The 21,642-nt window shown below is 66.8% G+C and carries 23 protein-coding genes; 10 read left to right on the top strand and 13 right to left on the bottom strand.

The annotated features are described in order from the left end of the window. The first annotated feature begins 129 nt into the window (after positions 1–129). Positions 130–1,071 (top strand): patatin-like phospholipase family protein, encoded by a 942-nt coding sequence (locus H521_RS0106065; RefSeq protein WP_022892134.1) that lies wholly within the window; start codon positions 130–132, stop codon positions 1,069–1,071. An 80-nt stretch (positions 1,072–1,151) separates the two neighbouring features. Here H521_RS0106065 and H521_RS0106060 read toward each other — a convergent pair whose 3' ends face one another. Further along, the gene (locus tag H521_RS0106060; RefSeq protein ID WP_022892133.1) at positions 1,152–1,589 is read right to left on the bottom strand and encodes a VOC family protein; all 438 of its coding nucleotides are present in this window, start codon (positions 1,587–1,589) and stop codon (positions 1,152–1,154) included. A 155-nt stretch (positions 1,590–1,744) separates the two neighbouring features. Between H521_RS0106060 and H521_RS0106055 the strand changes: the two genes are divergently transcribed. Continuing rightward, positions 1,745–2,326 carry an N-acetyltransferase gene (locus tag H521_RS0106055; RefSeq protein ID WP_022892132.1) on the top strand — a complete coding sequence of 194 codons (582 nt, stop codon included), beginning with the start codon at positions 1,745–1,747 and terminating at the stop codon, positions 2,324–2,326. Continuing rightward, positions 2,319–3,374, top strand: coding sequence for an arginase family protein (locus tag H521_RS21735; protein ID WP_022892131.1), 1,056 nt, complete (start codon positions 2,319–2,321; stop codon positions 3,372–3,374). Before H521_RS0106055 ends, H521_RS21735 begins: the two co-directional genes overlap by 8 nt. A gap of 201 nt (positions 3,375–3,575) precedes the next feature. Here the strand turns inward: H521_RS21735 and H521_RS0106045 are convergent, their stop codons facing one another. Then, positions 3,576–4,049, bottom strand: coding sequence for a winged helix-turn-helix transcriptional regulator (locus H521_RS0106045; protein WP_022892130.1), 474 nt, complete (start codon positions 4,047–4,049; stop codon positions 3,576–3,578). Between the two features lie 103 nt (positions 4,050–4,152). Here H521_RS0106045 and H521_RS0106040 point away from each other — a divergent pair, with 103 nt between their 5' ends. Then, positions 4,153–4,647: an SRPBCC family protein gene (locus H521_RS0106040; RefSeq protein WP_022892129.1), complete on the top strand. Its 495-nt coding sequence runs from the start codon at positions 4,153–4,155 to the stop codon at positions 4,645–4,647. Between the two features lie 319 nt (positions 4,648–4,966). Here the strand turns inward: H521_RS0106040 and H521_RS25390 are convergent, their stop codons facing one another. Continuing rightward, complete coding sequence (locus tag H521_RS25390) at positions 4,967–5,647, bottom strand: M23 family metallopeptidase (RefSeq protein ID WP_084511963.1); 681 nt, start codon at positions 5,645–5,647, stop codon at positions 4,967–4,969. Positions 5,648–5,850: 203 nt separating this feature from the next. Between H521_RS25390 and H521_RS0106030 the strand changes: the two genes are divergently transcribed. After that, on the top strand, positions 5,851–7,326 hold the full coding sequence (locus tag H521_RS0106030; RefSeq protein ID WP_022892127.1) for a fibronectin type III domain-containing protein: 1,476 nt from the start codon (positions 5,851–5,853) through the stop codon (positions 7,324–7,326). Between the two features lie 119 nt (positions 7,327–7,445). Further along, on the top strand, positions 7,446–8,054 hold the full coding sequence (locus H521_RS0106025; RefSeq protein ID WP_022892126.1) for an HdeD family acid-resistance protein: 609 nt from the start codon (positions 7,446–7,448) through the stop codon (positions 8,052–8,054). A gap of 70 nt (positions 8,055–8,124) precedes the next feature. Here H521_RS0106025 and H521_RS0106020 read toward each other — a convergent pair whose 3' ends face one another. Continuing rightward, entirely contained in the window at positions 8,125–8,898 is a 774-nt protein-coding gene (locus H521_RS0106020) for an SDR family oxidoreductase (RefSeq protein ID WP_022892125.1), read from the bottom strand. A gap of 134 nt (positions 8,899–9,032) precedes the next feature. On the opposite strand from H521_RS0106020, the gene H521_RS0106015 reads away from it, so the two are divergent. The 4 genes from H521_RS0106015 to H521_RS0106000 all read left to right on the top strand — a co-directional run bounded on the left by H521_RS0106015 (position 9,033) and on the right by H521_RS0106000 (position 11,658). Further along, entirely contained in the window at positions 9,033–9,506 is a 474-nt protein-coding gene (locus tag H521_RS0106015) for an NfeD family protein (RefSeq protein ID WP_022892124.1), read from the top strand. Then, entirely contained in the window at positions 9,506–10,441 is a 936-nt protein-coding gene (locus tag H521_RS21730) for an SPFH domain-containing protein (protein ID WP_022892123.1), read from the top strand. Before H521_RS0106015 ends, H521_RS21730 begins: the two co-directional genes overlap by 1 nt. Positions 10,442–10,452: 11 nt before the next feature. After that, a complete protein-coding gene (locus H521_RS0106005; protein ID WP_022892122.1) occupies positions 10,453–11,208 on the top strand; it encodes a glycerophosphodiester phosphodiesterase family protein in 756 nt (251 codons plus the stop codon). 84 nt (positions 11,209–11,292) lie between these two features. Then, positions 11,293–11,658 (top strand): RNA polymerase-binding protein RbpA, encoded by a 366-nt coding sequence (locus H521_RS0106000; protein WP_022892121.1) that lies wholly within the window; start codon positions 11,293–11,295, stop codon positions 11,656–11,658. 87 nt (positions 11,659–11,745) lie between these two features. Here H521_RS0106000 and lnt read toward each other — a convergent pair whose 3' ends face one another. From lnt to H521_RS0105955, 9 genes are read right to left on the bottom strand one after another with little or no spacing between them, the layout of a single operon-like run. Beyond that, complete coding sequence (lnt, locus tag H521_RS21725; protein WP_022892120.1) at positions 11,746–13,314, bottom strand: apolipoprotein N-acyltransferase; 1,569 nt, start codon at positions 13,312–13,314, stop codon at positions 11,746–11,748. 30 nt (positions 13,315–13,344) lie between these two features. Next, positions 13,345–15,774, bottom strand: a complete 2,430-nt coding sequence (locus H521_RS0105990) for a DEAD/DEAH box helicase (RefSeq protein WP_022892119.1) — start codon at positions 15,772–15,774, stop codon at positions 13,345–13,347. Between the two features lie 12 nt (positions 15,775–15,786). Beyond that, positions 15,787–16,539: a twin-arginine translocase subunit TatC gene (gene tatC / locus H521_RS0105985; RefSeq protein WP_026481964.1), complete on the bottom strand. Its 753-nt coding sequence runs from the start codon at positions 16,537–16,539 to the stop codon at positions 15,787–15,789. Between the two features lie 50 nt (positions 16,540–16,589). Further along, entirely contained in the window at positions 16,590–16,808 is a 219-nt protein-coding gene (gene tatA, locus H521_RS0105980) for a twin-arginine translocase TatA/TatE family subunit (protein ID WP_022892117.1), read from the bottom strand. Between the two features lie 37 nt (positions 16,809–16,845). Next, positions 16,846–17,868, bottom strand: a complete 1,023-nt coding sequence (locus H521_RS21720; protein ID WP_245560938.1) for a helix-turn-helix transcriptional regulator — start codon at positions 17,866–17,868, stop codon at positions 16,846–16,848. Then, on the bottom strand, positions 17,865–18,893 hold the full coding sequence (locus tag H521_RS0105970; RefSeq protein WP_211215481.1) for a helix-turn-helix transcriptional regulator: 1,029 nt from the start codon (positions 18,891–18,893) through the stop codon (positions 17,865–17,867). The genes H521_RS21720 and H521_RS0105970 overlap by 4 nt, the downstream gene beginning before the upstream one ends. A 50-nt stretch (positions 18,894–18,943) precedes the next feature. Further along, the gene (locus tag H521_RS0105965; RefSeq protein WP_026481962.1) at positions 18,944–19,885 is read right to left on the bottom strand and encodes an FKBP-type peptidyl-prolyl cis-trans isomerase; all 942 of its coding nucleotides are present in this window, start codon (positions 19,883–19,885) and stop codon (positions 18,944–18,946) included. Positions 19,886–19,928: 43 nt separating this feature from the next. Next, positions 19,929–20,939 (bottom strand): tRNA (adenine-N1)-methyltransferase, encoded by a 1,011-nt coding sequence (locus tag H521_RS0105960; protein ID WP_022892114.1) that lies wholly within the window; start codon positions 20,937–20,939, stop codon positions 19,929–19,931. Then, a complete protein-coding gene (locus H521_RS0105955) occupies positions 20,936–21,610 on the bottom strand; it encodes an HAD family hydrolase (RefSeq protein ID WP_022892113.1) in 675 nt (224 codons plus the stop codon). The genes H521_RS0105960 and H521_RS0105955 overlap by 4 nt, the downstream gene beginning before the upstream one ends. Between the last annotated feature and the right edge of the window lie 32 nt (positions 21,611–21,642).

Here is a 21,642-nt window from a genome sequence, read left to right as displayed (position 1 = left end):
ACGTGACACGATTCGAGGAGGTGAGCCCGATGCACGCACTGTCCATTCCGGGCGCTCCTTCGAGTTCACGATCGCGCGACTGACGTAGCGTCGCGGGGAGCGCCGACGCACTCTCAGAAAGCTACGACGATGAATCAATCACTGCACGACCTTCCGCCGACGACCTCCCGTGATGTCGCGGAACACTCCTCCCGTACGGCCTTGGTACTCGGCGGCGGCGGATCGACGGGCAACGCCTGGCTGATCGGCGTCATCGCTGGTCTGTTCGATGCAGGGCTCGACGTGACCACTGCCGACCTCACGATCGGTACGTCAGCCGGCTCGACGGCGGCAGCCCAGCTCGCCGGTGCGACTCCAGCCGAGTTGTTCGCCGCCATCCTCGCCGCTGCACCTCTGCAACCAGCCGACCCGGTCGGAACCGACCGTGGACGCGCTTCGGCCAGGCCGGTGATGGAACACCTGGAGCGGATGAACACGATCATCGCCGCGTCCGACGACCAGGCTGATCTTCGTCGCAGACTCGGCTCGGCGGCACTCGACATCGATGCCGCATCGGATGGCTCGTGGCATGCGCGGTGGAGTGCCACGGTCGCCTCACGGCTGCCCGACGCGCAGTGGCCGCAACGACGCATCCTCGTGACCGCGATCGACGCCGGCACCGGCGAACCCGTCGTATTCGGCAGCCACAGCGGGGTCGACCTCGTGGATGCCGTCGCAGCAAGCTGCGCCAGCGGACATCCATTCAGGATCGGTGACCATCTCTACCTCGACGGCGGCTTCCGATCCAACGCCGAGAATGCGGATCTGGCGGCGGGATACGCGCGCGTGCTCGTGCTCGCGCCGTTCGGCGGGAGAACGCTGACGCCCGCGTCGTGGGGCACGCACCTCGCGACACAGATAGCCGAGCTCCGTGCAAGCGGCAGCGGCGTCGAGACGATCTTCCCTGCCGCCAGCATCGAACATTTGTTCGGAGCGAACGCGATGGACTACTCGTTACGTCCGGCCGCTGCTCGAGCTGGATACGACGAGGGCAGCACCCGCGCCGCGCGTCTCGCCGAATTCTGGCGCTGACGACGGCAAAGCCGCCAACGCAGGGGTTCTGAGGCTGACGTCGGTCTCAGAACTCCTGCGCAGGCTGCGGGGGAGTGCCCTCAGTTCTTCTTCAACTCTTGGGCGAGCATCACGAGGATGCCGCTGGGGCCCCGTAGGTACGTGAGCTTGTAGACGTCTTCGTAGGTCGCGATGCCGCGAAGCGGGTGGCATCCGTGCTTCGCAGCAATCACGAGGGCTTCGTCGATGTCATCGACCGAGAAGGCGACCCGGTGCATGCCGATCTCGTTGGGACGAGTCGGTTCCGTCTCGATCGCCTCGGGGTGGATGTACTCGAAGAGTTCGAGACGCCCCTCACCGTCGGGCGTTTGGAGCATCGCGATGCGGGCGTGATTGCCATCGAGACCGACGGCGGTGTCGGTCCACTCTCCACTGACCGTGTCACGGCCGACGACAGTGAGGCCGAGATCCGTGAAGAAGGAGATCGTCGCGTCGAGGTCGCGAACTGCGATGCCGACGTTCTCGAGTTTGATGACCATGGGATGCATGCTACCGAGCGGTATCGAAGAGCACAGGGAATCCGCGACATCCGGCGGCCGCGTAGTTCAAGAATGGCCCTGCATGCGGCCGTACTGGCCTTGTCGAAAGCCGGAGCGAGTCGGCAGACTGGCAGCACCGATGCGAGGAGGCTGCCATGGCGCACGTGATCAAGCCGCTCACTCCCGAGACCTTCCCGGCGTGGCTGGCGCTCGCGCAGAAGCACAACGGAGTCTGGGGCGGGTGCTACTGCTCGTATTTCCATGACGACTCGGAGCACACCGTCAAGGATGAGTACGACCGGGCGACGTTCAAGCAGCGACTCGTGGGGGAGGGCATTGCGCACGCCGCGCTCGTCTTCGATGGTGACGATGCGATCGCATGGTGCGAGTACGGCAGCCCGGTCGAGTTGCCGAACATCTACCACCGCAAGCAGTACGACGCGGGTGAGACCAACCCGGCGCCGTGGCGCATCACGTGCTTCTTCGTCGACCGCGACCACCGACGATCGGGAGCGGCACGAGAGGCGCTCGACGGCGCACTGGACTTGATCGCGGAGGCCGGTGGAGGCGAGGTGGTCTCATTTCCCAACGAGCTCACCCCGGGCAAGAAGACGTCGTCCTCGTTCCTTCACAACGGCACGAGGGCCATGTTCGAGAAAGCTGGATTCACGTTCGAGCGTCACATCGGCAAGAGCAAGACCGTGATGCGCAAGACCATCGCACCGCGCCATGGTTGACGCCGACATCCACTCGGCCGAATACCTCGAGAGGACTCCTTCGCGTGGTTCGGACCGCTCAGCGCGGCGCTGGGGCGTGATCGGCGTACCATCCAGCGCAGGTGGCCATACGCCGGGGATGGACTTGGCCCCGGCCGCGATTCGCGCCGCGGGCCTTGTGAGGCGTTTGGTTGCCGGTGGCGACCGTGTGGTCGATCACGGTGACACGGCTGGTTCCCGTTGGCAGCCTGATCCAGCACACCCTGACGGGCAGAATATGGCGGAGGTCGCAAGGGTGGCCTCGGAGACGACTTCAGCCATCACCCACATTCTCGAGACAGAAGCGCGGCCACTCGTCATCGGCGGTGATTGCACGGTGACGATGGGCGTCGTCGCCGGCTTCCAACAATCTGGACAACCGTGCGCGTTGCTGTACTTCGACGGCGGTCCAGACCTCTACACACCTGGCCGCACCGAGTACGGAAACCTTGATGCGATGGGGCTCGCACACATGCTTGCGATACCCGGAAGTGACCCGCAACTGACATCCATCTGGGGCGGCGGCGCCGTACTTCATCCGCACGAGGTCGTCCTCTACGGTGATGCCATTCCAGACCGTTCACATGACCTCGAGGACGTGCTGTCGGCTCAACTCCAACTGAAGCGGTTTCCAGCCGGCTTGATCCATCAGGATGTCGCCTCCGCAGCGCATGCTGCGCTGAGCGAGATCGAGCGAGCGGGCCGTCGCTTCGTCGTTCATTTCGACGTCGACGTACTTTCCCATATGCACATGCCCATCGCGAACATGCCCAATCCAGATCACGAGCCATGGGGCCTCACCATTGCGGAGGTCGTCGAAAGTCTGCGCATCTTCACGAACAGTGACCTCTTCGCGGGGATCGTTCTCGCGGAGGTCAATCCAAACAACGCGCCCGGTCCGGAAACCCTGGTCGAGTATGTCGAGATGATCACGAGCGGACTGGCAGGACGGCCCCACATTCCCGACCACGACCAGGCTGCCCGCGGTGAACAGTTCCGTGCGCGTGAGTCCCTGTGCGATGACAGGTAGGCCCGCAATGTCAGCTTCGTGGGGAGCGTGCTCGCCGGACCAATCCACGACGCCTGCCACGAACGTCGTTCGCGCACCCGGCCCCCGACGCTGCACCTCCACCGCGGATTTCCATTTGGTTCGCCGCTTATGTGCGCCCGGAAACCTCCACCGTCGCCGTCACGCGACCGCGCGCTGGCGCTCCGCCGCGATGCGTCGCCGTCAGACGACCGCGCGTGCCCTGGCGCTCAGCCGCGCGAACGCGCTCTCCGCGCCTCCGAGGAGCGAACCACCCTCGCGCACGGCCTGCTGCCACGCGTCGAGCACGTCGTGGCGGTCCATCGCCATGACCGCCTCCCACGGATCGTCCTCCTCGATGGGAACGCCGCCCATGCCCCATCGCGCCGCCTCGTACAAGAGCGGGATCGCCGCGATGCCGCGCTCAGTCGCCGAGTAGGTGACCTTGCGGGCATCCGTCTCGCTCGGGGTGCGCACAATGATTCCGCTGCGCTCGAGTCGGGCGAGGCGGTCGGCGAGCACGCTCGGACCGATGCGCTCCTCGGACCGAAGGAACTCCCCGAAGGTGTGCTTGCCGAGTGTGAGCAGGTCGCGCATGATCAGCAGCGACCAGCTGTCGCCGAAGGTCTCCACGGTGAAGTTGGTGGGGCAGGTCGACCGCCCTTCAGCTCGCTTCATGCGTCGAGTCTACGGCATTGACTTTGGTCATCGTAGTGAACTACGCTTCGATCATCGAAGTGAAAAGGATGCCGCTGCGGCGGCCTGCAGCGGAGGAGCCACGATGAACGACACGTCCCAGCACGAGACGCACGATCTCGTCGTGAGCCGCGACATCCCCGCCCCCATCGAGGCGGCGTGGAAGTCGTGGACCGAACCCGATCGCGTGCTTCGCTGGTGGGGCCCGAACGGCTTCACCTGCACAGTCGCCGAGCTCGACGTGCGCGTCGGCGGCACGTCCCTCGTGTGTATGAGTGCCCCCGACTGGGGGTTCCCGGCGCTATACAGCACCTGGGCGTACACGCTCGTCGACGCACCGCACCGCCTCGAGTTCATTCACAACATCGCCGACGAGCACGGCGCGACGATCGACCCCGCGACCATCGGGGCAGCGGGCATCCCGCGTGACGTGCGGCACGTCATCACATTCGAGTCGGTCGGCGACGACGCGACTCGACTCACCGTCACCGAACTCGGCTACATCGATCCCGAGCAGCTCGCGCTCTCGAAGAAGGGCCTCGAGGAGTCCCTCGACAAGCTCGTCGCGATCTACGTGTGAGCCCAGCCGCCCCGAACGTCCCCGCTGAAACGGCGGATCAGAAGGCTAAACAGTGATGCTGCAGGTGGACGCGACGGGAGCCACCGTGCCGCCTTGCCAAGCACCTAGCTAATCGCGCTCCCGCTGATCAGGCAGGAGAAAGAGGGGAGGAGGAGTCGCTGGCGTTGTTTCAACAAAGTGCAAGATCTGACCTGTGCTTATTGTCGATTCCGACATAATGTGCATTATCGGCGCAAAGCATTTCTTCCTCTGATCCCGCTCGTCACGCCTTGCGCGAATTTCACGGGGCGTCGCTCAGTATCGACGAAGCCAACCGCCTCTACGTCGCAAGCGACTCGACGATCGCACCTTCGGCCGGAACTCCGACGGACCTGACGACGAATTCTGGCCCACCTCGAGACCGCTCCCGAAAGTTTCGAAACGCAAGCGGGACTCCGCGCGCGATCGAGAAGTCGGCAGAGTCCATGACTTGCATGTGCAGATGCGGCTCAGTGGAGTTTCCGGAGTTTCCACACTTTGCGATCTCCTCCCCGGCCCGTACCGCATCGCCGACGGCAACGCGCATCGACTCTCGCTGCAGATGAGCAAGGGCCGCGAATCCGCTTCCGTCGCTGAGAGCGATCGTCAGGGAGTTTCCGGCGACCGCGTGCACTCCCTGCCGAAGGCGTTTCGCCTGACCGAGCATGTACGGAATTAGCGACAGCTGCGATCGTCGACCTGCATGGTCGAACTCACCGTCGTGCACATCGACGACGACACCATCCGCCGGCGCAAGCACTGGTCGTCCGAATCCGAAGAACCGATCCGGCGGTTCTGCTGCGAGAACTGTTCGCCAGTCCCGAGATCTGCCGGTGCGGCCGAGGCGATCCACAGCCACGAAGTCGATCGCGAAGCGTTCGCCGAAGATGTCGACTCCATGACTGGGAACACGTCGGGCCGGACTGTTCTGAACCACCCAGAGCCCCTCGAACGGCAGGGAGAGCACGACAGGTCTGGTCATCTCCTCTGGTCACTCCTGCCAAGTCGGAGAGCGCAGCACGCTGCGTGAAGCTATGGTCGCACGACTCCCCTGCTCTCACCAGGGAAAGACGAGTCGCACGCACGCCTCCCGCGCGTGGGCATGAGGCTCGATACGATCGACTCGCGCGACACACCCCGACCCTGTCACGTCTCGAATTGTCGACGACGAAGGGAACTGAGCGGATGCAGCGAACACGATGGGGCGTCTGGGTGATCGCAGCGATCGGAATCACCGCTGCCGCAGGCATCACCACGTCGCCCGGGCCGGCGGTGGCGGCACCGGCCTCGGTGCCGATCGAGATCCGGTATTTCGAAGACGGCACGTTCCTGCCGGTCGTGGAGATCGAGATCGGCGGAATCGGATTGTCGGTCATGCTCGACACCGGGTCGCAGGGGCTCGTCGTGAATCCCGGTCGGCTCGCGGACGCGAGCCCGCAGCCGACGATCACCGATGTGGCGGCAGACCCGTCATATGACGGGACCGATATCACCGGCACGATCGCCCTCGCACGCGTCGCGATCGGCGACCTCACGACACCGGCCGAGATCCCGTTCGTCTACGCGACCTCCTGCAGCACCGAGTTCTGCCTCGGCGGAAACCTGCACCTCGACGGGATCCTCGGGGTGAGTCAGGGCGAGAACATCTACCCGAGCGCGACAGATCCGCAGTACCACTGGTACTCGGCGATCGCGCAGCTCGAGGGAGAGGCTGCTCATGGACACACGATCACCCTCGGCGAAGAGGGCGGCACACTGGAGTTGGGAAGGCCGTCGCTCTCCGGCTCCCCCATGACGGTTCTGCAGGCGCAGAACACCGGATCGACCTATCCGGATGGCGCGGCGATCTACGAGAAACCTGTCGAGACGTGCTGGACGATCGTCGATCAGACGAAGTGCCTGAAGACGACCCTCGACTCGGGTGAGCGCTCCGCGGTGCTCATGGGCTCCCAGTTCGGGCCCTGGACCACTCCCCTGCCCTCACCATCACCGTGGCCGAGTGCTCCGAGCACGATTCACCTCGCCGATGTGAACGCGGGCACCGTCATCGGGTTCGCCAAGCCGGGCGAGGCGCCGTTCTGGTCGCGTACGGTGGCGCTCGCCGATCGCGCCGTCGGCCTCTACACCGACACGAACCACGAGTACTTCAACAGCGGCAACGTCTTCTACGTCGGCCGCTCGGTGGGCTTCGACAACGCAACCGGTCAAGTGCTCGTGGGTGCGAGCACCGGAACGCCAGGGCCCGTTCGCGATGTGATGGCATCCGTCGGCGATGCCAGCATCGACGTCGCATGGAAGGAACCGGCGGCGCACGAAACTGCGGCGACCGCGTCGACGATCGAGTCGATGATCGTGCAGGTGCGGGGCGACGCCGGGCACGTCGTCAGAACGCTGACACTCGCTGCCGATGCACGCACGACGGTGATCGACGGCCTCGAGACCGGCCGCACTTACACCGTCGAAGTGGCGGCCGCGAACGCCTTCGGGCTCGGCCCCTGGACGATGGCCCCGCATCCGCTGAAGCTCTCGCGCCAGCTTCCTGCCACCGGCACAGCCGTCGAAAGCCAGTTCTGGTGGGCGCTGGCCGCACTTGCGCTCGGTGCGACCGCCGTTTCGATCCGTGCCCACGGCGTTCGCCGCCGTGCCGGCCGGAGCGGTTGAACCCAGCACGCTGTCGCACAGAGACATCCGAAGACGCGCGCATTCACATCCGACACTCAGGCGACGCGTCGCAATAGCCTGACCCTGCATCGGCACCCGCCGCCAGAAAGGACAACATCATGTCTACGTCGCAGCCCAGTGGGGTCTTCGCGTCCTTCTCACTCGACGCTTCGTCGCTCTCGAAGTCGTCGATCAACACCATCCGCGCGACGCTCGGCATCAGCGGCGTCGTCGCGCTGATCTTCGGCCTGTTCATCACGTTCGCGCCCGAGAAGACAGCAGTCGCACTCGCGTGGCTGTTCGGTCTCTACTTCCTGATCGCCGGTATCGCCTACATCGGCCTCGGCATCTTCTCGAAGGGCATCTCGGGTGGTGCTCGCGCGCTCGACATCATCCTCGGCGTACTTTTCGTCATCGGCGGCATCGTCGTGCTTGCGAATCCGAGTGAGTCCGCGGTCTTCCTCGGAATCTTCCTCGGCGTGCTCATCGGCGTGCTGTGGATCGTCGAAGGCCTCGCGGCGCTCGCTCAGTCGAGCGACTCGGGGTCGAAGGCGTGGGCGATCTTCTTCGGAATCCTGAGCATCGTCGCCGGCATCGTGCTGCTCTTCTCGCCGCTCTGGGGCGCCGTGTTCCTGTTCTGGTTCGCGGGAATCAGCCTCATCGTGCTCGGCATCGTGCAGATCGTGCGAGCGTTCACCTTCGGCCGGGGCGTCACGGCCGCAGCCTGACCGGAATACGGCGAGAGGCCGGTCGGAGCGCTCGCTCCGACCGGCCTCTCGCTATCCGGGTGCGCGGCGCTCAGGCATCACCCTCGCGCGCGAACCCGGACGTGTCGCCGACGTACCTCGTGTTGTCGGCCGGCACCGGCTCGACGGCTGCCGATGCCACCTCTGCAGCGAACTCCGCCACGTTGAAGAGCCGTCCGGCGTCCTGCTTGCGAGCCTCGATCGCTCCGGGGTTCGCCCGTTCGAGCAGCGTCGCCGTGATGGTGCCCTCGATCATGTCGCCCGAGACGACGACGAACTCGACGCCCGCGGCCTCGAGTACGGGCAGCTTGGCCCGCAGCGCGTCTTCGCCGGCTCGCTTGGAAAGAGCGACCGCCTCGTACTCGGGCATGGTGGGCGTGGTCCGGATGAAGTGGGCCTGGTGGCTCGTCACGAACACGATGCGAGCACCGGCGGCGAGGTGCGGCATCGCGCCCTCGGCGACGTTGACCTGGGCGTCGCGGTTCAGCCGCATCGCGTAGTCCTCGCCCATGCCGGTCTCCATTCCGCCCGATGCATTGAGCACGAGGATGTCGATCGGGCCGAGTTCGGCCGCTGCGCGCTCGAACATCGAGGCGACGGATGCCGCGTCGGTGAGGTCGGCCGCGACGGCGATGGCCCGCCCTCCTGCTGAGGTGATCTCGGCGACGACCTTCTCTGCGCGCGGCGCCTTGCTGCGGTAGTTCACGACGACGGACGCCCCGGCTGCTGCGAGGTACCGGGCGGTGTCGGCACCGATTCCACGCGAGGAACCCGTGACGAGGGCGACGCGGCCGTCGAGCGAACCGGGGGCGAGCGGGTTGGTCACAGTGAACTCCTCAGGCTGGACGGACTCGGTCCGCGCGGTACAGGCGAACCGAGACTATCAACTCCCCCGCCGCTCCCCCGCCGCGTCATGCGCACTGATAGTTTCGGTACAGGCCCGCGTGCGAAGGAGAACCAATGGATGTGCTGACCCAGTACGCGTGGATCGTCTGGCTGGTACTGATCCTGGCGTTCGCCACGATCGAGATATTCACCCTCGAGATGACCTTCCTGATGCTCGCGCTCGGCAGTGTCGCCGGGCTCCTGTCGGGTCTCTTCGGCATCCCGTGGTGGGCACAATTCATCGTGGCCGCACTGGTGGCGATCGCCCTCATCTTGACGCTCAGGCCATCACTGCTGCGGATGCTGCGCCGGGGCGGCGACCCGGCTCGAAGCAACGTCGATGCGCTCATCGGCGCCGACGGTCAGGTCATTCGCACCGTGACCCCCGCGGGCGGACAAGTGAAACTGCAGAACGGTGACGTCTGGACGGCTCGGTTGTCGCCGATCACCGAGCAAGCGGATGTCGCGGTCGGCGAGCGAGTGCTCGTCACCGGCATAGACGGGGCGACGGCTGTCGTCGTTCCGATTGAGAGGAGCACTGGGGCCTGATGGACATCTCCACCGTGATCGTGGCGATCATCGTCATCGCGATCGTCATCTTCGTCATCGTGGTGCTGGCGAAGTCGATCCGCATCATTCCGCAGGCGTACTCGGGTGTCGTCGAGCGGCTCGGTCGCTACCACAAGACCCTCAGCCCCGGACTGAACATCCTCGTGCCGTTCATCGACCGGCTCCGCCCACTCGTCGACATGCGCGAGACCGTCGTCTCCTTCCCGCCGCAGCCGGTCATCACCGAAGACAACCTCGTCGTCTCGATCGACACGGTCGTCTACTTCCAGGTGACCGACGCCCGCGCTGCGACCTACGAGATCGCGAACTACCTCGGCGCCGTCGAGCAGCTGACGACGACGACGCTGCGAAACGTGGTCGGTGGCCTGAACCTCGAAGAGGCGCTCACCTCCCGCGACAACATCAACGGGCAGCTCCGCATCGTGCTCGACGAGGCGACCGGCAAATGGGGCATCCGCGTCGGACGCGTCGAACTCAAGGCGATCGACCCGCCCCACTCCATCCAGGACTCGATGGAGAAGCAGATGCGCGCCGAGCGTGATCGCCGCGCACTCATCCTCACGGCCGAGGGCACCAAGCAGTCCGCGATCCTCACCGCAGAAGGTGCTCGACAGGCCGCCATCCTCTCGGCTGAGGGTGACGCGAAGGCCGCGGTGCTCCGCGCGCAGGGTGAGGCCGAGGCGATCCTCACGGTCTTCGACGCCATCCACAAGGGCGACCCCGACCCGAAGCTCCTCGCCTACCAGTACCTGCAGACGCTCCCCCAGATCGCACAGGGCGAGTCGAACAAGCTCTGGATCGTGCCGAGCGAGCTCACCGAGGCGCTGAAGGGCATCGGCAAGGCGTTCACTCCGGCACCTCCGACGGCACCGGGTCAGCCCGATGCCTCCGGCGCAACCGGCCCGCGTCCCTGACGACGGGTCTCTTGGCCACCGCCTACTTCGAGCCGGCGAGGCCCCGAGTGCTTGCGCACCGCGGTCTGGCCCTCGAAGCACCTGAGAACACCCTCCTCGCCTTCGCGAAGGCCGTGGCGATCGGCGCCGATTACGTCGAGACCGACGTGCACTCGAGCGCCGATGGAGTTGCGGTTGTGGCTCACGACCCCACGCTCGCCCGGGTGGCCGACCGCGATGTCGAGGTTTCGAAACTCACGATGGCCGAGCTGAGGCGCATCGACCTCGGGCATGGCCAGGGGTTCTGCTCACTCGAAGAAGCACTCGACGCGTTTCCCGAGACTCGATTCAACATCGACGTGAAGATCGAGAGTGCTGTGGATGCAACGGTCGCTTCCGTTGCGAAGGTGCGTGCCGGTTCGCGCGTGCTCCTCACGAGCTTCTCCGAGAGACGGCGCCGACGGCTCGCAGCGTACGTGCTCGATGCGGCGACCTCGGTCGGCGGCGCCGGAGTCATCCGTACCAGACTCGCTTCCCTCACGGGCTCCACGCGAGCAGTGAGCCGAGCCCTTCGCGGCGCGCACGCCGTGCAGGTGCCCGAGCGAGTCGGGGTGTTTCCGCTGGTGACCGAACGATTCGTCGCCGCCGTGCACCGTGCGGGTGCGGAGGTGCACGTCTGGACCGTCAACGATCCGGCCGACATGACTCGCCTGCTCGACCTCGGCGTCGACGGCCTCGTCACCGACCGCGCCGACCTCGCACTCCCCCTCGCCCTGGCTCGAAACTGAGAATTCCCCGGTAAACATCAGCCTGCGGAAAGGGAATGCCCAGCTTGATCGTTTAGACATGTAGACGAGCGAGAGGAGTACGCCATGGCGGACAGGAGCCTTCGAGGCATGCGCATCGGCGCACAGAGCCTGCAGAGTGAAGACGGCGTGGTGTTCGCCGACCGCGCCGAGTACGCCTATCGCTGCGAGACGTGCGGTCGCGAGACCGTGATGACGTTCTCCACCGAAGCCGAACTTCCCGAGTCGTGGGAGTGCAAGCACTGCGGAGCATCCGCCGTGCTGCTCGTCGACTCGAAGCCGGTGGAGATCGACCGCTCGGGCGAGAAGGTCGCCCGCACGCACTGGGACATGCTGCTCGAGCGCCGTACGCGCGCCGAGCTCGAGGAATTGCTCGAAGAGCGCCTCAGCTACCTGCGCGCACGGCGCGGTCAGCAGAAGATCGGCGCGTAACGCGCCTCACCAGACGGATGCCTCGGCGACGAGGCATCCGTTTTCATTTGCGCAGACGCTGCCGGAACGCGGGAACCGACTCGGCTCTCACCGCTCAGCTCCATCGCTCGCATCCGTCGTGCGGCCACCCGCGCGTGCACGGCGTCGAGCGACGACACCCAAGCCGATCAGCGCCAGCAGAGCGCCAACGACGATCACGAGCGGCACGGCGCCGCCCAGCAGCACCGCGGGCGTCAGCCCGTCGCGGAGTTCGACGTCGGTGACCATGGCCCCGGGCTCGTAGGCGGGCAGCGAATCGATTGTGCGACCCGTCGGGTCGATGACCTGGCTCGTGCCAACGGTCGAGATGTTCACGACCGAGCGACCGGTCTCGATCGCACGCAGCCTCGCGATCGCGAGCTGTTGCTCGTTCTCATCGGTGCCGCGGAAGTCGGCGTTGTTCGTCTGCAGCATGTACAACTGCGCACCGTCGCGAGCTCCCTCCCACATCACCTCGTCGTAGATGACGTCGAAGCAGATCGCGAGACCGGTCACGGCGCTGCCCAGGTCGAACACCGGGGCGTTCGTGCCCGGGGTGTAGCCGCGCTGAATGAGCCCCGTCAGGTCGCCGGCGATCGCGTCGAAGAACCAGCGGTCGGGGATGTACTCGCCGAACGGAACGGGATTTCGCTTGTCGAAGCTGTCGACGGCCCCCTCGCCGGCCCGCCAGAGCAACGAGGAGTTGAAGTAGAGCTCGTCGCGAGTCGTCACCGTGTTCAGCACGATCGGCGCGTCGAGCGTCTCGCCCAGGCTGTCGAAGATGCGTGCGACCGACTCGCTCCGGGTCGGATCGATGTCGGAACCGCCCTCGGGCCAGAGCAGCACGTCGATGCCGGTCTCGTCGAGGATCGGTTCGGTCGCCGCGAGTTGCGACTCGAGCACGTCTCCTGGTTCGCGTTCATCGAAATAGCCGGCGGGGCCGTTGCCCTGCACGCTTGCCACGCGGATCTCACCGGCCGGGGTCGTGGGGGCCGCGGGGACGAGCATCGCCACGGCGAGCAGTGCAATCGTCGGCGCCGCGGTCACCGGGTGACGCCAGCCTGCCGTGCGTACCCACTCGATGATGCCGGCGACGACGGTGACCATCACAAAGCCGAGTCCCGTCGACCCGACCCACGAGACGACATCGGCAAGCGGACTCTCGGACTGGCTGAGCGCCGCCCTCCCCCACGGGAAACCGCCGTAGGGAATGCTGCCCGTGGCCGCTTCGCGTGCGCACCAGAGGCCCGCGACGAGCAGAGGCAGCGCGAGGACTCGCACCCACCGCGATCGGGTGACGCGCGGCAGCCATCGGTACGCGAGCGCGATGAGCACCCCGCCGGCCGCCACGAAGAGGGATTCGAGCACCGAGAGTGCGATCCAGGGCACCGGCCCGAGGTACAGCGACGTCCACGAGACCTGCAGCAGGTAGAACGAGAGACCGAACACCAATCCGACCAGCGCGGCGCCCCACGCGGAGCGTCCGATCAGGCTGACGAGGGCGAGGGCGATGCCGACGAATGCCAACGGCCAGACGGATGCCCCGGGAAACCCAAGGTCGTAGACGAAACCCCCGGCGGCGGCGGCGAGCACCGCGCCCCACAGCGGCAGCAGGGGGCGTTCGGCGTTCTCGGGCACCAGATCAGCCTAAGCGACCGCGGGTGCCGGTCAGGCGACAGTGCCGTAGGCCACGACCCCGCGCCGAACCGAGTCGATCGCCGCTCGGGCGGTCGCGCCGAGTTCGGCGTCGGCCACGATCGAGATCTGGTCGAGCAGGTCGACCACCTGCTTCGTGAGGCGAACGAAATCGCCGGCGGCGAGTTCGGTGTCGGCCAGCACCGTTCCGAGACCGGTGCCGCGAGCCCACGAGTGCATCGCCGACGCGAGCGCGGGCGACGGCACTTCGCTGCCGGGGAGACGGTGTTCGCGCTCGAGGTCGTCGAGCACGCTCCAGGTGTCGGTCGTGCGCTCGAAGGCCTCTCGGAATCGTCCGCGCGGCAACCGGTAGTCGACGCCGCTGTCGTCACGTCGCGGTTCGTAGACGAGCGTTGCGGCCATCGCCGCGATGCCCGCCTCGTCGAGGCCGTCCCAGATTCCCCGGCGCAGGCATTCGGCCACCAGCAGGTCGCGTTCGCCGTAGATGCGCTTCAGGGTGCGCCCCGACGCCGTCGAGACGAGTGTGCCGTCATCGTCGCGCTCGAGGTATGCGAGCGACTCGAGCACTTCGGTCACGCGATCGAAGCGCTTGGCGACCTGGCCGGTGCGGGTGCGGATCTGGCGCGAGAGCTGCTCGTGCTCCTGCTTCAGCCGCCACCAGCGCTCGGCCCATCGGGCGTGTGATTCGCGCTCGGCGCAGCCGTGGCATGGATGCGCCCGCATCGCCTTGCGGGCCGCGGTGAGCTCACGCTGCATCCGCTCGCGCTCGCCGTGCGTCGGATTGCCCTTCGACGATTGGCGCTCGATCTCGCTGATGCGCCGCCGAAGCGCGGCATACTCGCCGAAGTCACCGAGGTGGCAGCTCATGGCCTCGTCGAAGCCGGCCATCGACTCCTCTTGCTTGCGGAGGGTGCGGGCAAGGTCGACGACGGCGCGGTCGGCCTGGAACTGCGCGAACGACAGCTCGAGGATCTGCCGCGTGCGTTCCCGGCCGAACTGGTCGATGAGGTTGACGGCCATGTTGTACGTCGGGCGGAAGCTCGAGTTGAGCGGGTAGCTGCGGCGAGACGCCAGCGAAGCGACGGCTTCGGGATCGAGTCCATCGACCCACTGGATGACCGAGTGCCCTTCGACGTCGATGCCGCGGCGCCCGGCCCGGCCGGTGAGCTGCGTGTACTCCCCCGGCGTGATCGGCACCCTCGCCTCGCCGTTGAACTTCTCGAGCTTCTCGAGCACGACCGACCGCGCCGGCATGTTGACGCCGAGAGCAAGCGTCTCGGTCGCGAACACGACCTTCAGGAGCTTCAACTGGAACAGCTCCTCGACGATCTCTTTGAACGCGGGCAGCATGCCGGCGTGGTGCGCGGCGACGCCGCGCTCGAGACCCTCGAGCCACTCCCAGTAGCCGAGCACCGCGAGGTCTTCGTCGCGCAGCATGCGCGCCCGCGACTCGACGATCTGTCTGATCTCTGCGCGTTCCGACGACTCGGTCAGACGGATGCCGCTGCGCAGCACCTGGCGCACCGCCTGGTCGCATCCGACGCGAGAGAAGATGAACACGATCGCCGGCAACAGGTTCTTGCCCTGCAGCATCGCCACGACCTCTGGCCTGTCAGCGCGACCGTTGCCACGTGCATCGCGATGGTAGCGGCCTCGATCGCCCCCTCGCTGGCCCCGGGTCGATCGTCCGGCGATGGATCTGCCACCGGCGCGGGCCAACTGCTTGAGCTCGGGGTTCACCCGGTTCGTGGCGGCCTGCCCTGACGAGTCGAAGAGGTCGAGCATCCTGGACTTCACGATCACGTGCTGCTCGAGCGGCACCGGGCGCTCTTCGGAGACGATCACGTCGGTGTCGCCGCGCACGGCCTGGAGCCAGTCGCCGAACTCCTCGGCGTTGGAGACCGTTGCCGAGAGGGAGACGAGTCGCACCGCCTCGGGCAGGTGGATGATGACCTCCTCCCACACCGCCCCGCGGAACCGATCGGCGAGGTAGTGCACCTCGTCCATGACGACGTACGCGAGGCGGTCGAGCAACGGCGAATCGGCGTAGAGCATGTTGCGCAGCACCTCGGTCGTCATCACGACGATGCGCGCGCCCGAGTTGATGTTCGTGTCACCCGTGAGCAGGCCGACCGATTCAGCGCCCCAGGTGTCGACGAACTCCTGGTACTTCTGGTTCGAGAGCGCCTTGATCGGCGTCGTGTAGAAGACCTTCGCGCCGGCCTCCTTCATGGCGAGGAACACCGAGAACTCGGCGACGACCGTCTTGCCCGCACCGGTCGGCGCCGCGACGAGCACGCTGCGGCCCTCGTCGAGCGCGCCGCACGCGGCGAGCTGGAACGGGTCGAGGTCGAATCGCAGGCCCGCGACGAAGTCGGCGAGACGCGGCTGGCGGCGCTGCTGGCGAGAGTGCGCGTAGCGCTCGGCCGGCGAGAGGCTCATCACCCCTCCAGCCTAGACAGGCTCTCCGAATTCGAGGAGGTTGCGGCGCGCGACACGGCGATCATGCAGGTGTGCGACGAACCATGCTGCGAAATAGAGCACGATCATGGGGATCGCGAGCATGAACATCGAGATGACGTCGGCCGACGGCGTCGCGATCGCCGTGAACAAGACAATGACGAGGATCGCGATGCGCCACGACTTGATGATCGAGGCCGCGCTGATCACGCCGGCGAAGTTCAGGAGCACGATGAACACCGGCACGACGAAGGCGACGCCGATCGCGACGACGAGCTTCAACACGAAGTCGATGTACTCCTTCGCGGTGAGGAACGACAGCGCCCCCTCTGGCACGAATCCCGTCATCAGTTTCACGATGTTCGGCAGCACGAACCAGCCTGCTGCGCACCCCGCGAAGAACAACGGGATCGCGGTCACGAAGAACACCAGCGTGAAGCGACGCTCGCGCTGATTCAGCCCGGGCACCAGGAACGCGAAGACCTGGTACAGCCACACGGGGCTGGAGACCACGAGCCCGATCGTGAACGCGATCTGGAGCATCAGGTCGAACCCGCTCGAGATCGTCGGGAACACGATCGCCGTATCGGAGCCCTGCGCTTCAGCCACCCGCTGCACGGGCTCTTGAATCGCCTGCCAGACGAACGCGTTGGTGAGCCACCAGCCGAGGCCGGCACCGACCACGATCGCGATCGCCGAGATGAAGAGGCGCTTGCGGAGCTCGATCAGATGCTGACCGAGCGACATCCGCTTCTCGCGGTCCTTCTCACCGCGATCTTTCACCGCGGTCACCGGAGTCAGGACTTCTTGCCGGAATCCGGAGCGTCGGCCTTCGGCGTCTCATCGCCAGCCGCCGGAGCGTCGGGGTCGGTCTTGTCGGAACGCACCTCGGTCTTGAGGATCTTCATCGACTGGCCGAGGCTCCGAGCAAGAGCGGGAAGCTTGGGAGCTCCGAAGAGCAACAGGATGACCACGAGGATGATCAGCGCGTGCCAACCGGTGAAGCCTTGCCACATGGGGGTTCGTCCGTTCGTCGATGAGGGTGACGACAGTCTACCTGCCGTCGGTGTCGGCGCGGTTCGGTCCGACATCGGATGTTTCGGGATCAGCGTAGCCCGCGAGACCCGCCGCTGCCCACTCGGCGACGACAGCCCGTGCCTCGGCCGGAGCGACCACGGTCACGAGGCCCGGAAGTCCGGCGATCAGTCGCTTGAGCCCGTGCACGTGCGCGAGACGCAGCGTGACGCGTAGTCGATCGCCGACCGTCTCGCTGCGGGAGTCGGCGAGGTAGTCGGCGAGCAGCGGCAACGCCGCAGGCGAGACGTCGACGACGACGTCGAGATCGGAGTCGGAGCTCTGGAAGAGGGTGTCGGGCACGACGCGATCGGAATGGTCGCCGATCGGGGCCTCGGAGACGAGCAACTCGCTCATGCGGTCGACCCGGAAGTTGCGCACGTCTTCGCGCGTGTGGCAATAGGCCTGCAGGTACCAGTCGGCGTCTTGCGACAGGATCCGCAGCGGATCGACGCGGCGGCGACCGGCGACGCCGAGCGCGTTGCGATATTCGAACTCGAGCTGCCGACCACCCGTCACCGCCTCGCGGATGACGGCCAGTGAGGCATCCGCTTCGGACTCGGCGACCGCCAGCCGGCTCGGCGCCGCAGAGGCTCCGGCCGTGAGCTTCGCCATGAGCGACGCGAGCGATGCCCGTCCGGCGTTCTCGGGCGAGGCTGAGAGGTACTGCAGGCCGGCGATGAGCGCGGCCGCCTCGCGAGCCGACAGCCTCGGGGCGTCATCGATCGCGACGTGATGCACGATGACGATCACGTCTTCGTCTTCGAAGGCGTCCCAGTCGATATCGAAGAGGTCGTTGGGCTGGTATGTGCCGGTCTCACCGGGCAGTCCCGAGGTCGCGATGAGCCGCACGGCGTGCCGGATCTCGTCTTCGGTCATGGCGAAGTGCGCCGCCGCCTCTGCGACATCGACGACGCGCTGCTCGAGAAGGTACGGCACGAACGAGAGCAGGAAGACGAGCTTGTCGGGAGCCTTCAGCGGCTTGGAACGCTTGACCATCATTGCTGCCCTCCACTCGGTTCGCGATGAGCGGCCGCCACGGCCCGCAGCCGGTCGCGCACCGCGGTCTGCAGCGTTGCCGGCGTGAGCACTCGCACCTCAGGCCCGTAGGCGGCGAGCTCGTCGGCGAACACCGCGGCATCGGTGTAGTGCAGGCGGATGACTCCGGCGTCTTCGTCACCTTCGATCGCGCGCTTGCCGAGCCGTACCTCGGCGTCGCTGCCGGCCGTGACCGCGAGGTCGGCGACATTGCTCAGCCGCAGCTCGTGCAGTTCGGCGATGATGCGGTCTTGCACGCCGAGCGGCGGCGCCTCGAAGCTCGAACCCGGCACGGGGGTGACCTCGCCGATGATGCGTGACAAGAGGAAGGTACGCGACCCGCGCGCGTCGTGGTCGTAGGCGTGCAGATGCCAGCGGCCGTCGTGCAGCACGACCGCGAGGGGGTCTGCGGTGCGAAGTCGCGGTTCGGCCTCGCCGGGCTTGAAGTAACGGAATCGCACCGTCTGACGACGATCGAGCGCCTGCCGGAGCGGCTCGAAGGCGGGGTCTCGAACCCGAAGCCGCGGCGCGTAGCCGATGACCGGCTCGCGCGGTTCGATGCCGAGCGAGCGGAGCTTCGTGAGGGCGCGCTGCGAATCGGCCGAGAGTGATGCCTCGCGCCACACCTCGGCCGCGAGGCCGAGCAGCGCGAGCTCGTCTGGCGTGAAGCGCACTTCGTCGGGAAGGTCGTACTGGCCCTTGGGGATGCGATAGCGCAGCGCCTGGTTGTCGCCGGGCCGGTCGGGCGACTCGACGGTCTCGAGCGGGATGCCGAGTTCGCGGATGTCATCTTTGTCACGCTCGAACTGACGCTCGAGGTTCGCGTTCTGGCCGCCGGAATCGAAGCGCTCGGCGTAGCCGCGCACGGTCGACAGGATCTCGGACTTCAGCAGCCCCGTCTCGGTTGCGAGCAACGCGAGCACGAGGCTGAAGAGGCGATCCTCGACGGGGATCTTCGCTTCGCTCTTGACCTCTTCACCGCTTGCCACAGGTGCGATCTTACTGAACCGCGGCGACGGCGACGGCCGCTCGGAGCGGCTCAGATCACGCCGAGGATGTCGATCACGAAGAACAGGGTCGAGTTCGCGGGGATCTTCTCGCTCGCCTGGTCGCCGTAGCCTTCGCTCGGCGGAATGACCACCGCGACCTGCGAGCCGACCTTCTGGCCGATGATCGCCTCGGCGAAGCCGGGGATGACCTGGCTGCCTTCGCCCTCGGCGACGACCATGTTGGCCGGTGCGCCCTTCTCCCAGCTCGAGTCGAACACCGTGCCCTCGGCCCAGGTGACTCCCGTGTAGTGCAGCACGACGGTGGCGCCCGACTCGACGACCTCGCCCGAGCCCTCTTTCAGCGTCTCGATCTCGACGGTCTCGAACGGGTCGGCCTTCGGCACTGTGATGCCCGGTCGACCGTCGGGGGCGAGCACCACCGCGGGGAACCCGTCGCGAGTCAGGCGCACGGCGCCGTCGGCACGCGGCATGAATGCGCGCCGGATGTCGAGCACGAACACGAGGCTGTCGCCGGGAGTGATGCCGAGCTGCTCGTTGCCGTCGGGGCCGAATCCGTCTTTCTCGGGCACCACGAGGCTCACCCGTGAGCCGACGGAGCCGCACGTGAGCCCCTTGCTGAGCCCCGGGAGGGTCGACTTCGATACGGTGAGCGGCACGGGGTCTTCGTCGCCGAAGCCCGTCACCTGCAGCTCTTCACCGGTGGCACCGTTGAACACCGCGAGCCCGACGAGCGCCTGCTGGCCGTCGACGAGCCGCTCGCCGTCGCCGGCGATGACCTCGGTGCACTGCGTCTCTTCTGGCGCCAGCGGCGCCGGGAACTCGATCTTCGGCTTCTTGCCGAACTCCCCGGTCACCGTGATCGCGTCGGAGGAGTCTCCGGTCGACGCCTCAGGGGCAGGCGCCGAAGCGCAGCCCGACAGGGTCAGGGCGATGATGCCGGCCGTGGCGATGAGCGCGAATGACGAGCGCACTGATCCTCGATTCTTGGGGTGATCGGTGAGGGGCGTTGAAAGCCTACCCGGCTGGGTCGGCCGGTTCGGTGTCGTCGGCGCGCGACCGTGTGGCCGCGGCATCCGCCTGCCTGACTCGCTTGCGCAGGCTCTTGTCGCTGACGGAACGCTCGCCGAGCGCGCCCGGCGTCCAGGCTTCGACGTCTTCGTCGCTGAACTCGGTCTTCGAGGGGCGACGCTTCAGTTCGGGCAGCACGGTGTTCGGGGCGAGTCGACGCGCAGTGATCAGAAAACCGGTGTGCGCGATCATGCGGTGGTCGGGGCGCACGGCGAGGCCCTGCACGTGCCAGCCGCGCACCATCGTCTCGGACGACTGCGGTTCGGTGTACTCCCCCGTGGCCCTGATCGCCTCGGCGACCCGGGAGAGCTGCGTCGCGGTCGCGATGTAGCAGAGCAGCACGCCGCCGGGCTTGAGCGCTGCCGAGACGGACTCGAGGCATTCCCAGGGCGCCAGCATGTCGAGCACGACGCGGTCGACCGAAGCCGCCTCGACGGTATCGGGCAGCACCTCGGCGAGATCGCCGAGTGTGATCGACCAGTTCTCGGGATCTGCACCATGGAAGGTCGCCACGTTGCCCCGGGCGACGCTCGCGAAGTCGTCACGTCGCTCGAAGGAGAAGAGGTGGCCTGCAGCTCCGATGGCCCTGAGAAGCCACAACGAGAGCGCCCCTGAGCCGACGCCCGCCTCGACGACCCGGGCACCCGGGAAGATGTCGGCCTGCGCGAGGATCTGGGCGGCGTCCTTCGGGTAGACGATCGCGGCACCGCGCGGCATCGACATCACGAAGTCGGTGAGCAGGGGGCGCAGCGCGAGGTACTCGATGCCCACCTGGTTGGCCACGACCGAGCCGTCGGGCAGTCCGATGAGATCATCGTGGGCGATCAGGCCCTTGTGCGAGTGGAAGTGCTCGCCCGGCTGCAGGGTGATCGTGTGCAGGCGGCCCTTGGGTCCGGTCAGCTGCACTCGGTCGCCGACCCGGAACGGGCCGCTCTGCTCTCCACGGCTCGCGCTCATGCCGTAGCCTCGCGCTCGTTGAGCAGCGCGGCGACATCTGCGACGGTCGCGCCGTCGAGGGTCGGCCAGTGCGCGCTGGACGGCTCGTCGTCGAGCGCGAGGATGTTGGGCACCGCGATCGTGACCGCACCCGACGCGAAGGCCGAGGCGAGTCCGGGGGGCGAGTCCTCGATCGCCACGCACTCGGCGATGTCGACGTCGAGCAGGGCCGCGGCCAAGAGGTACGGCTCGGGGTGGGGCTTCGCGTTCTCGACGCTGTCGCCCGTCACGATCACGTCGAACGCCTCGAACGGAATCGCCGAGACGACGTCGTCGGCCATCGAGCGCAACGACATGGTCACGAGCGCGGTGGGCACGGATGCCTCGCGAAGCGCCAGCAGCAGCTCGCGGGCACCGGGCCGCCACGGAACGCCGTGCTCGCGAAGCTGCTCGCGCACCCGCTCGGTCAGGCGCTGCACGATCGTGTCGAGATCGAGATCCACTCCCTTGGCCTGGAAGAAGGCCGCCCCTTCCCAGAGTCCGCTGCCGACGAGCTCGAGCGCGTCTTCATGGGTCCAGGAGCCGCCGAAGGACTCGATGAGCTCCTCTTCGGCAGCCATCCAGTAGCGTTCGGTGTCGACGAGGGTGCCGTCCATGTCCCAGAGGACTGCGGCGGGGAGGCGAGTGGTCACAACCGGCAAGTCTACGGGCACGGCCTATTGTG

This window comes from Agromyces subbeticus DSM 16689 (assembly GCF_000421565.1).
Classification (GTDB): Bacteria; Actinomycetota; Actinomycetes; order Actinomycetales; family Microbacteriaceae; genus Agromyces; species Agromyces subbeticus.
This window is presented reverse-complemented; position numbering and strand designations above follow the sequence as displayed.

What these genes read in the sequence shown, in the direction of transcription:
- H521_RS0106065 (WP_022892134.1), top strand. Translation starts at nt 130, where the DNA reads ATGAATCAATCACTGCACGACCTTCCGCCGACGACCTCCCGTGATGTC.
- H521_RS0106060 (WP_022892133.1), bottom strand. Translation starts at nt 1,589, where the DNA reads ATGGTCATCAAACTCGAGAACGTCGGCATCGCAGTTCGCGACCTCGAC.
- H521_RS0106055 (WP_022892132.1), top strand. Translation starts at nt 1,745, where the DNA reads ATGGCGCACGTGATCAAGCCGCTCACTCCCGAGACCTTCCCGGCGTGG.
- H521_RS21735 (WP_022892131.1), top strand. Translation starts at nt 2,319, where the DNA reads ATGGTTGACGCCGACATCCACTCGGCCGAATACCTCGAGAGGACTCCT.
- H521_RS0106045 (WP_022892130.1), bottom strand. Translation starts at nt 4,049, where the DNA reads ATGAAGCGAGCTGAAGGGCGGTCGACCTGCCCCACCAACTTCACCGTG.
- H521_RS0106040 (WP_022892129.1), top strand. Translation starts at nt 4,153, where the DNA reads ATGAACGACACGTCCCAGCACGAGACGCACGATCTCGTCGTGAGCCGC.
- H521_RS25390 (WP_084511963.1), bottom strand. Translation starts at nt 5,647, where the DNA reads ATGACCAGACCTGTCGTGCTCTCCCTGCCGTTCGAGGGGCTCTGGGTG.
- H521_RS0106030 (WP_022892127.1), top strand. Translation starts at nt 5,851, where the DNA reads ATGCAGCGAACACGATGGGGCGTCTGGGTGATCGCAGCGATCGGAATC.
- H521_RS0106025 (WP_022892126.1), top strand. Translation starts at nt 7,446, where the DNA reads ATGTCTACGTCGCAGCCCAGTGGGGTCTTCGCGTCCTTCTCACTCGAC.
- H521_RS0106015 (WP_022892124.1), top strand. Translation starts at nt 9,033, where the DNA reads ATGGATGTGCTGACCCAGTACGCGTGGATCGTCTGGCTGGTACTGATC.
- H521_RS21730 (WP_022892123.1), top strand. Translation starts at nt 9,506, where the DNA reads ATGGACATCTCCACCGTGATCGTGGCGATCATCGTCATCGCGATCGTC.
- H521_RS0106000 (WP_022892121.1), top strand. Translation starts at nt 11,293, where the DNA reads ATGGCGGACAGGAGCCTTCGAGGCATGCGCATCGGCGCACAGAGCCTG.
- H521_RS0105990 (WP_022892119.1), bottom strand. Translation starts at nt 15,774, where the DNA reads ATGAGCCTCTCGCCGGCCGAGCGCTACGCGCACTCTCGCCAGCAGCGC.
- tatC (WP_026481964.1), bottom strand. Translation starts at nt 16,539, where the DNA reads ATGTCGCTCGGTCAGCATCTGATCGAGCTCCGCAAGCGCCTCTTCATC.
- tatA (WP_022892117.1), bottom strand. Translation starts at nt 16,808, where the DNA reads ATGTGGCAAGGCTTCACCGGTTGGCACGCGCTGATCATCCTCGTGGTC.
- H521_RS21720 (WP_245560938.1), bottom strand. Translation starts at nt 17,868, where the DNA reads ATGATGGTCAAGCGTTCCAAGCCGCTGAAGGCTCCCGACAAGCTCGTC.
- H521_RS0105960 (WP_022892114.1), bottom strand. Translation starts at nt 20,939, where the DNA reads ATGAGCGCGAGCCGTGGAGAGCAGAGCGGCCCGTTCCGGGTCGGCGAC.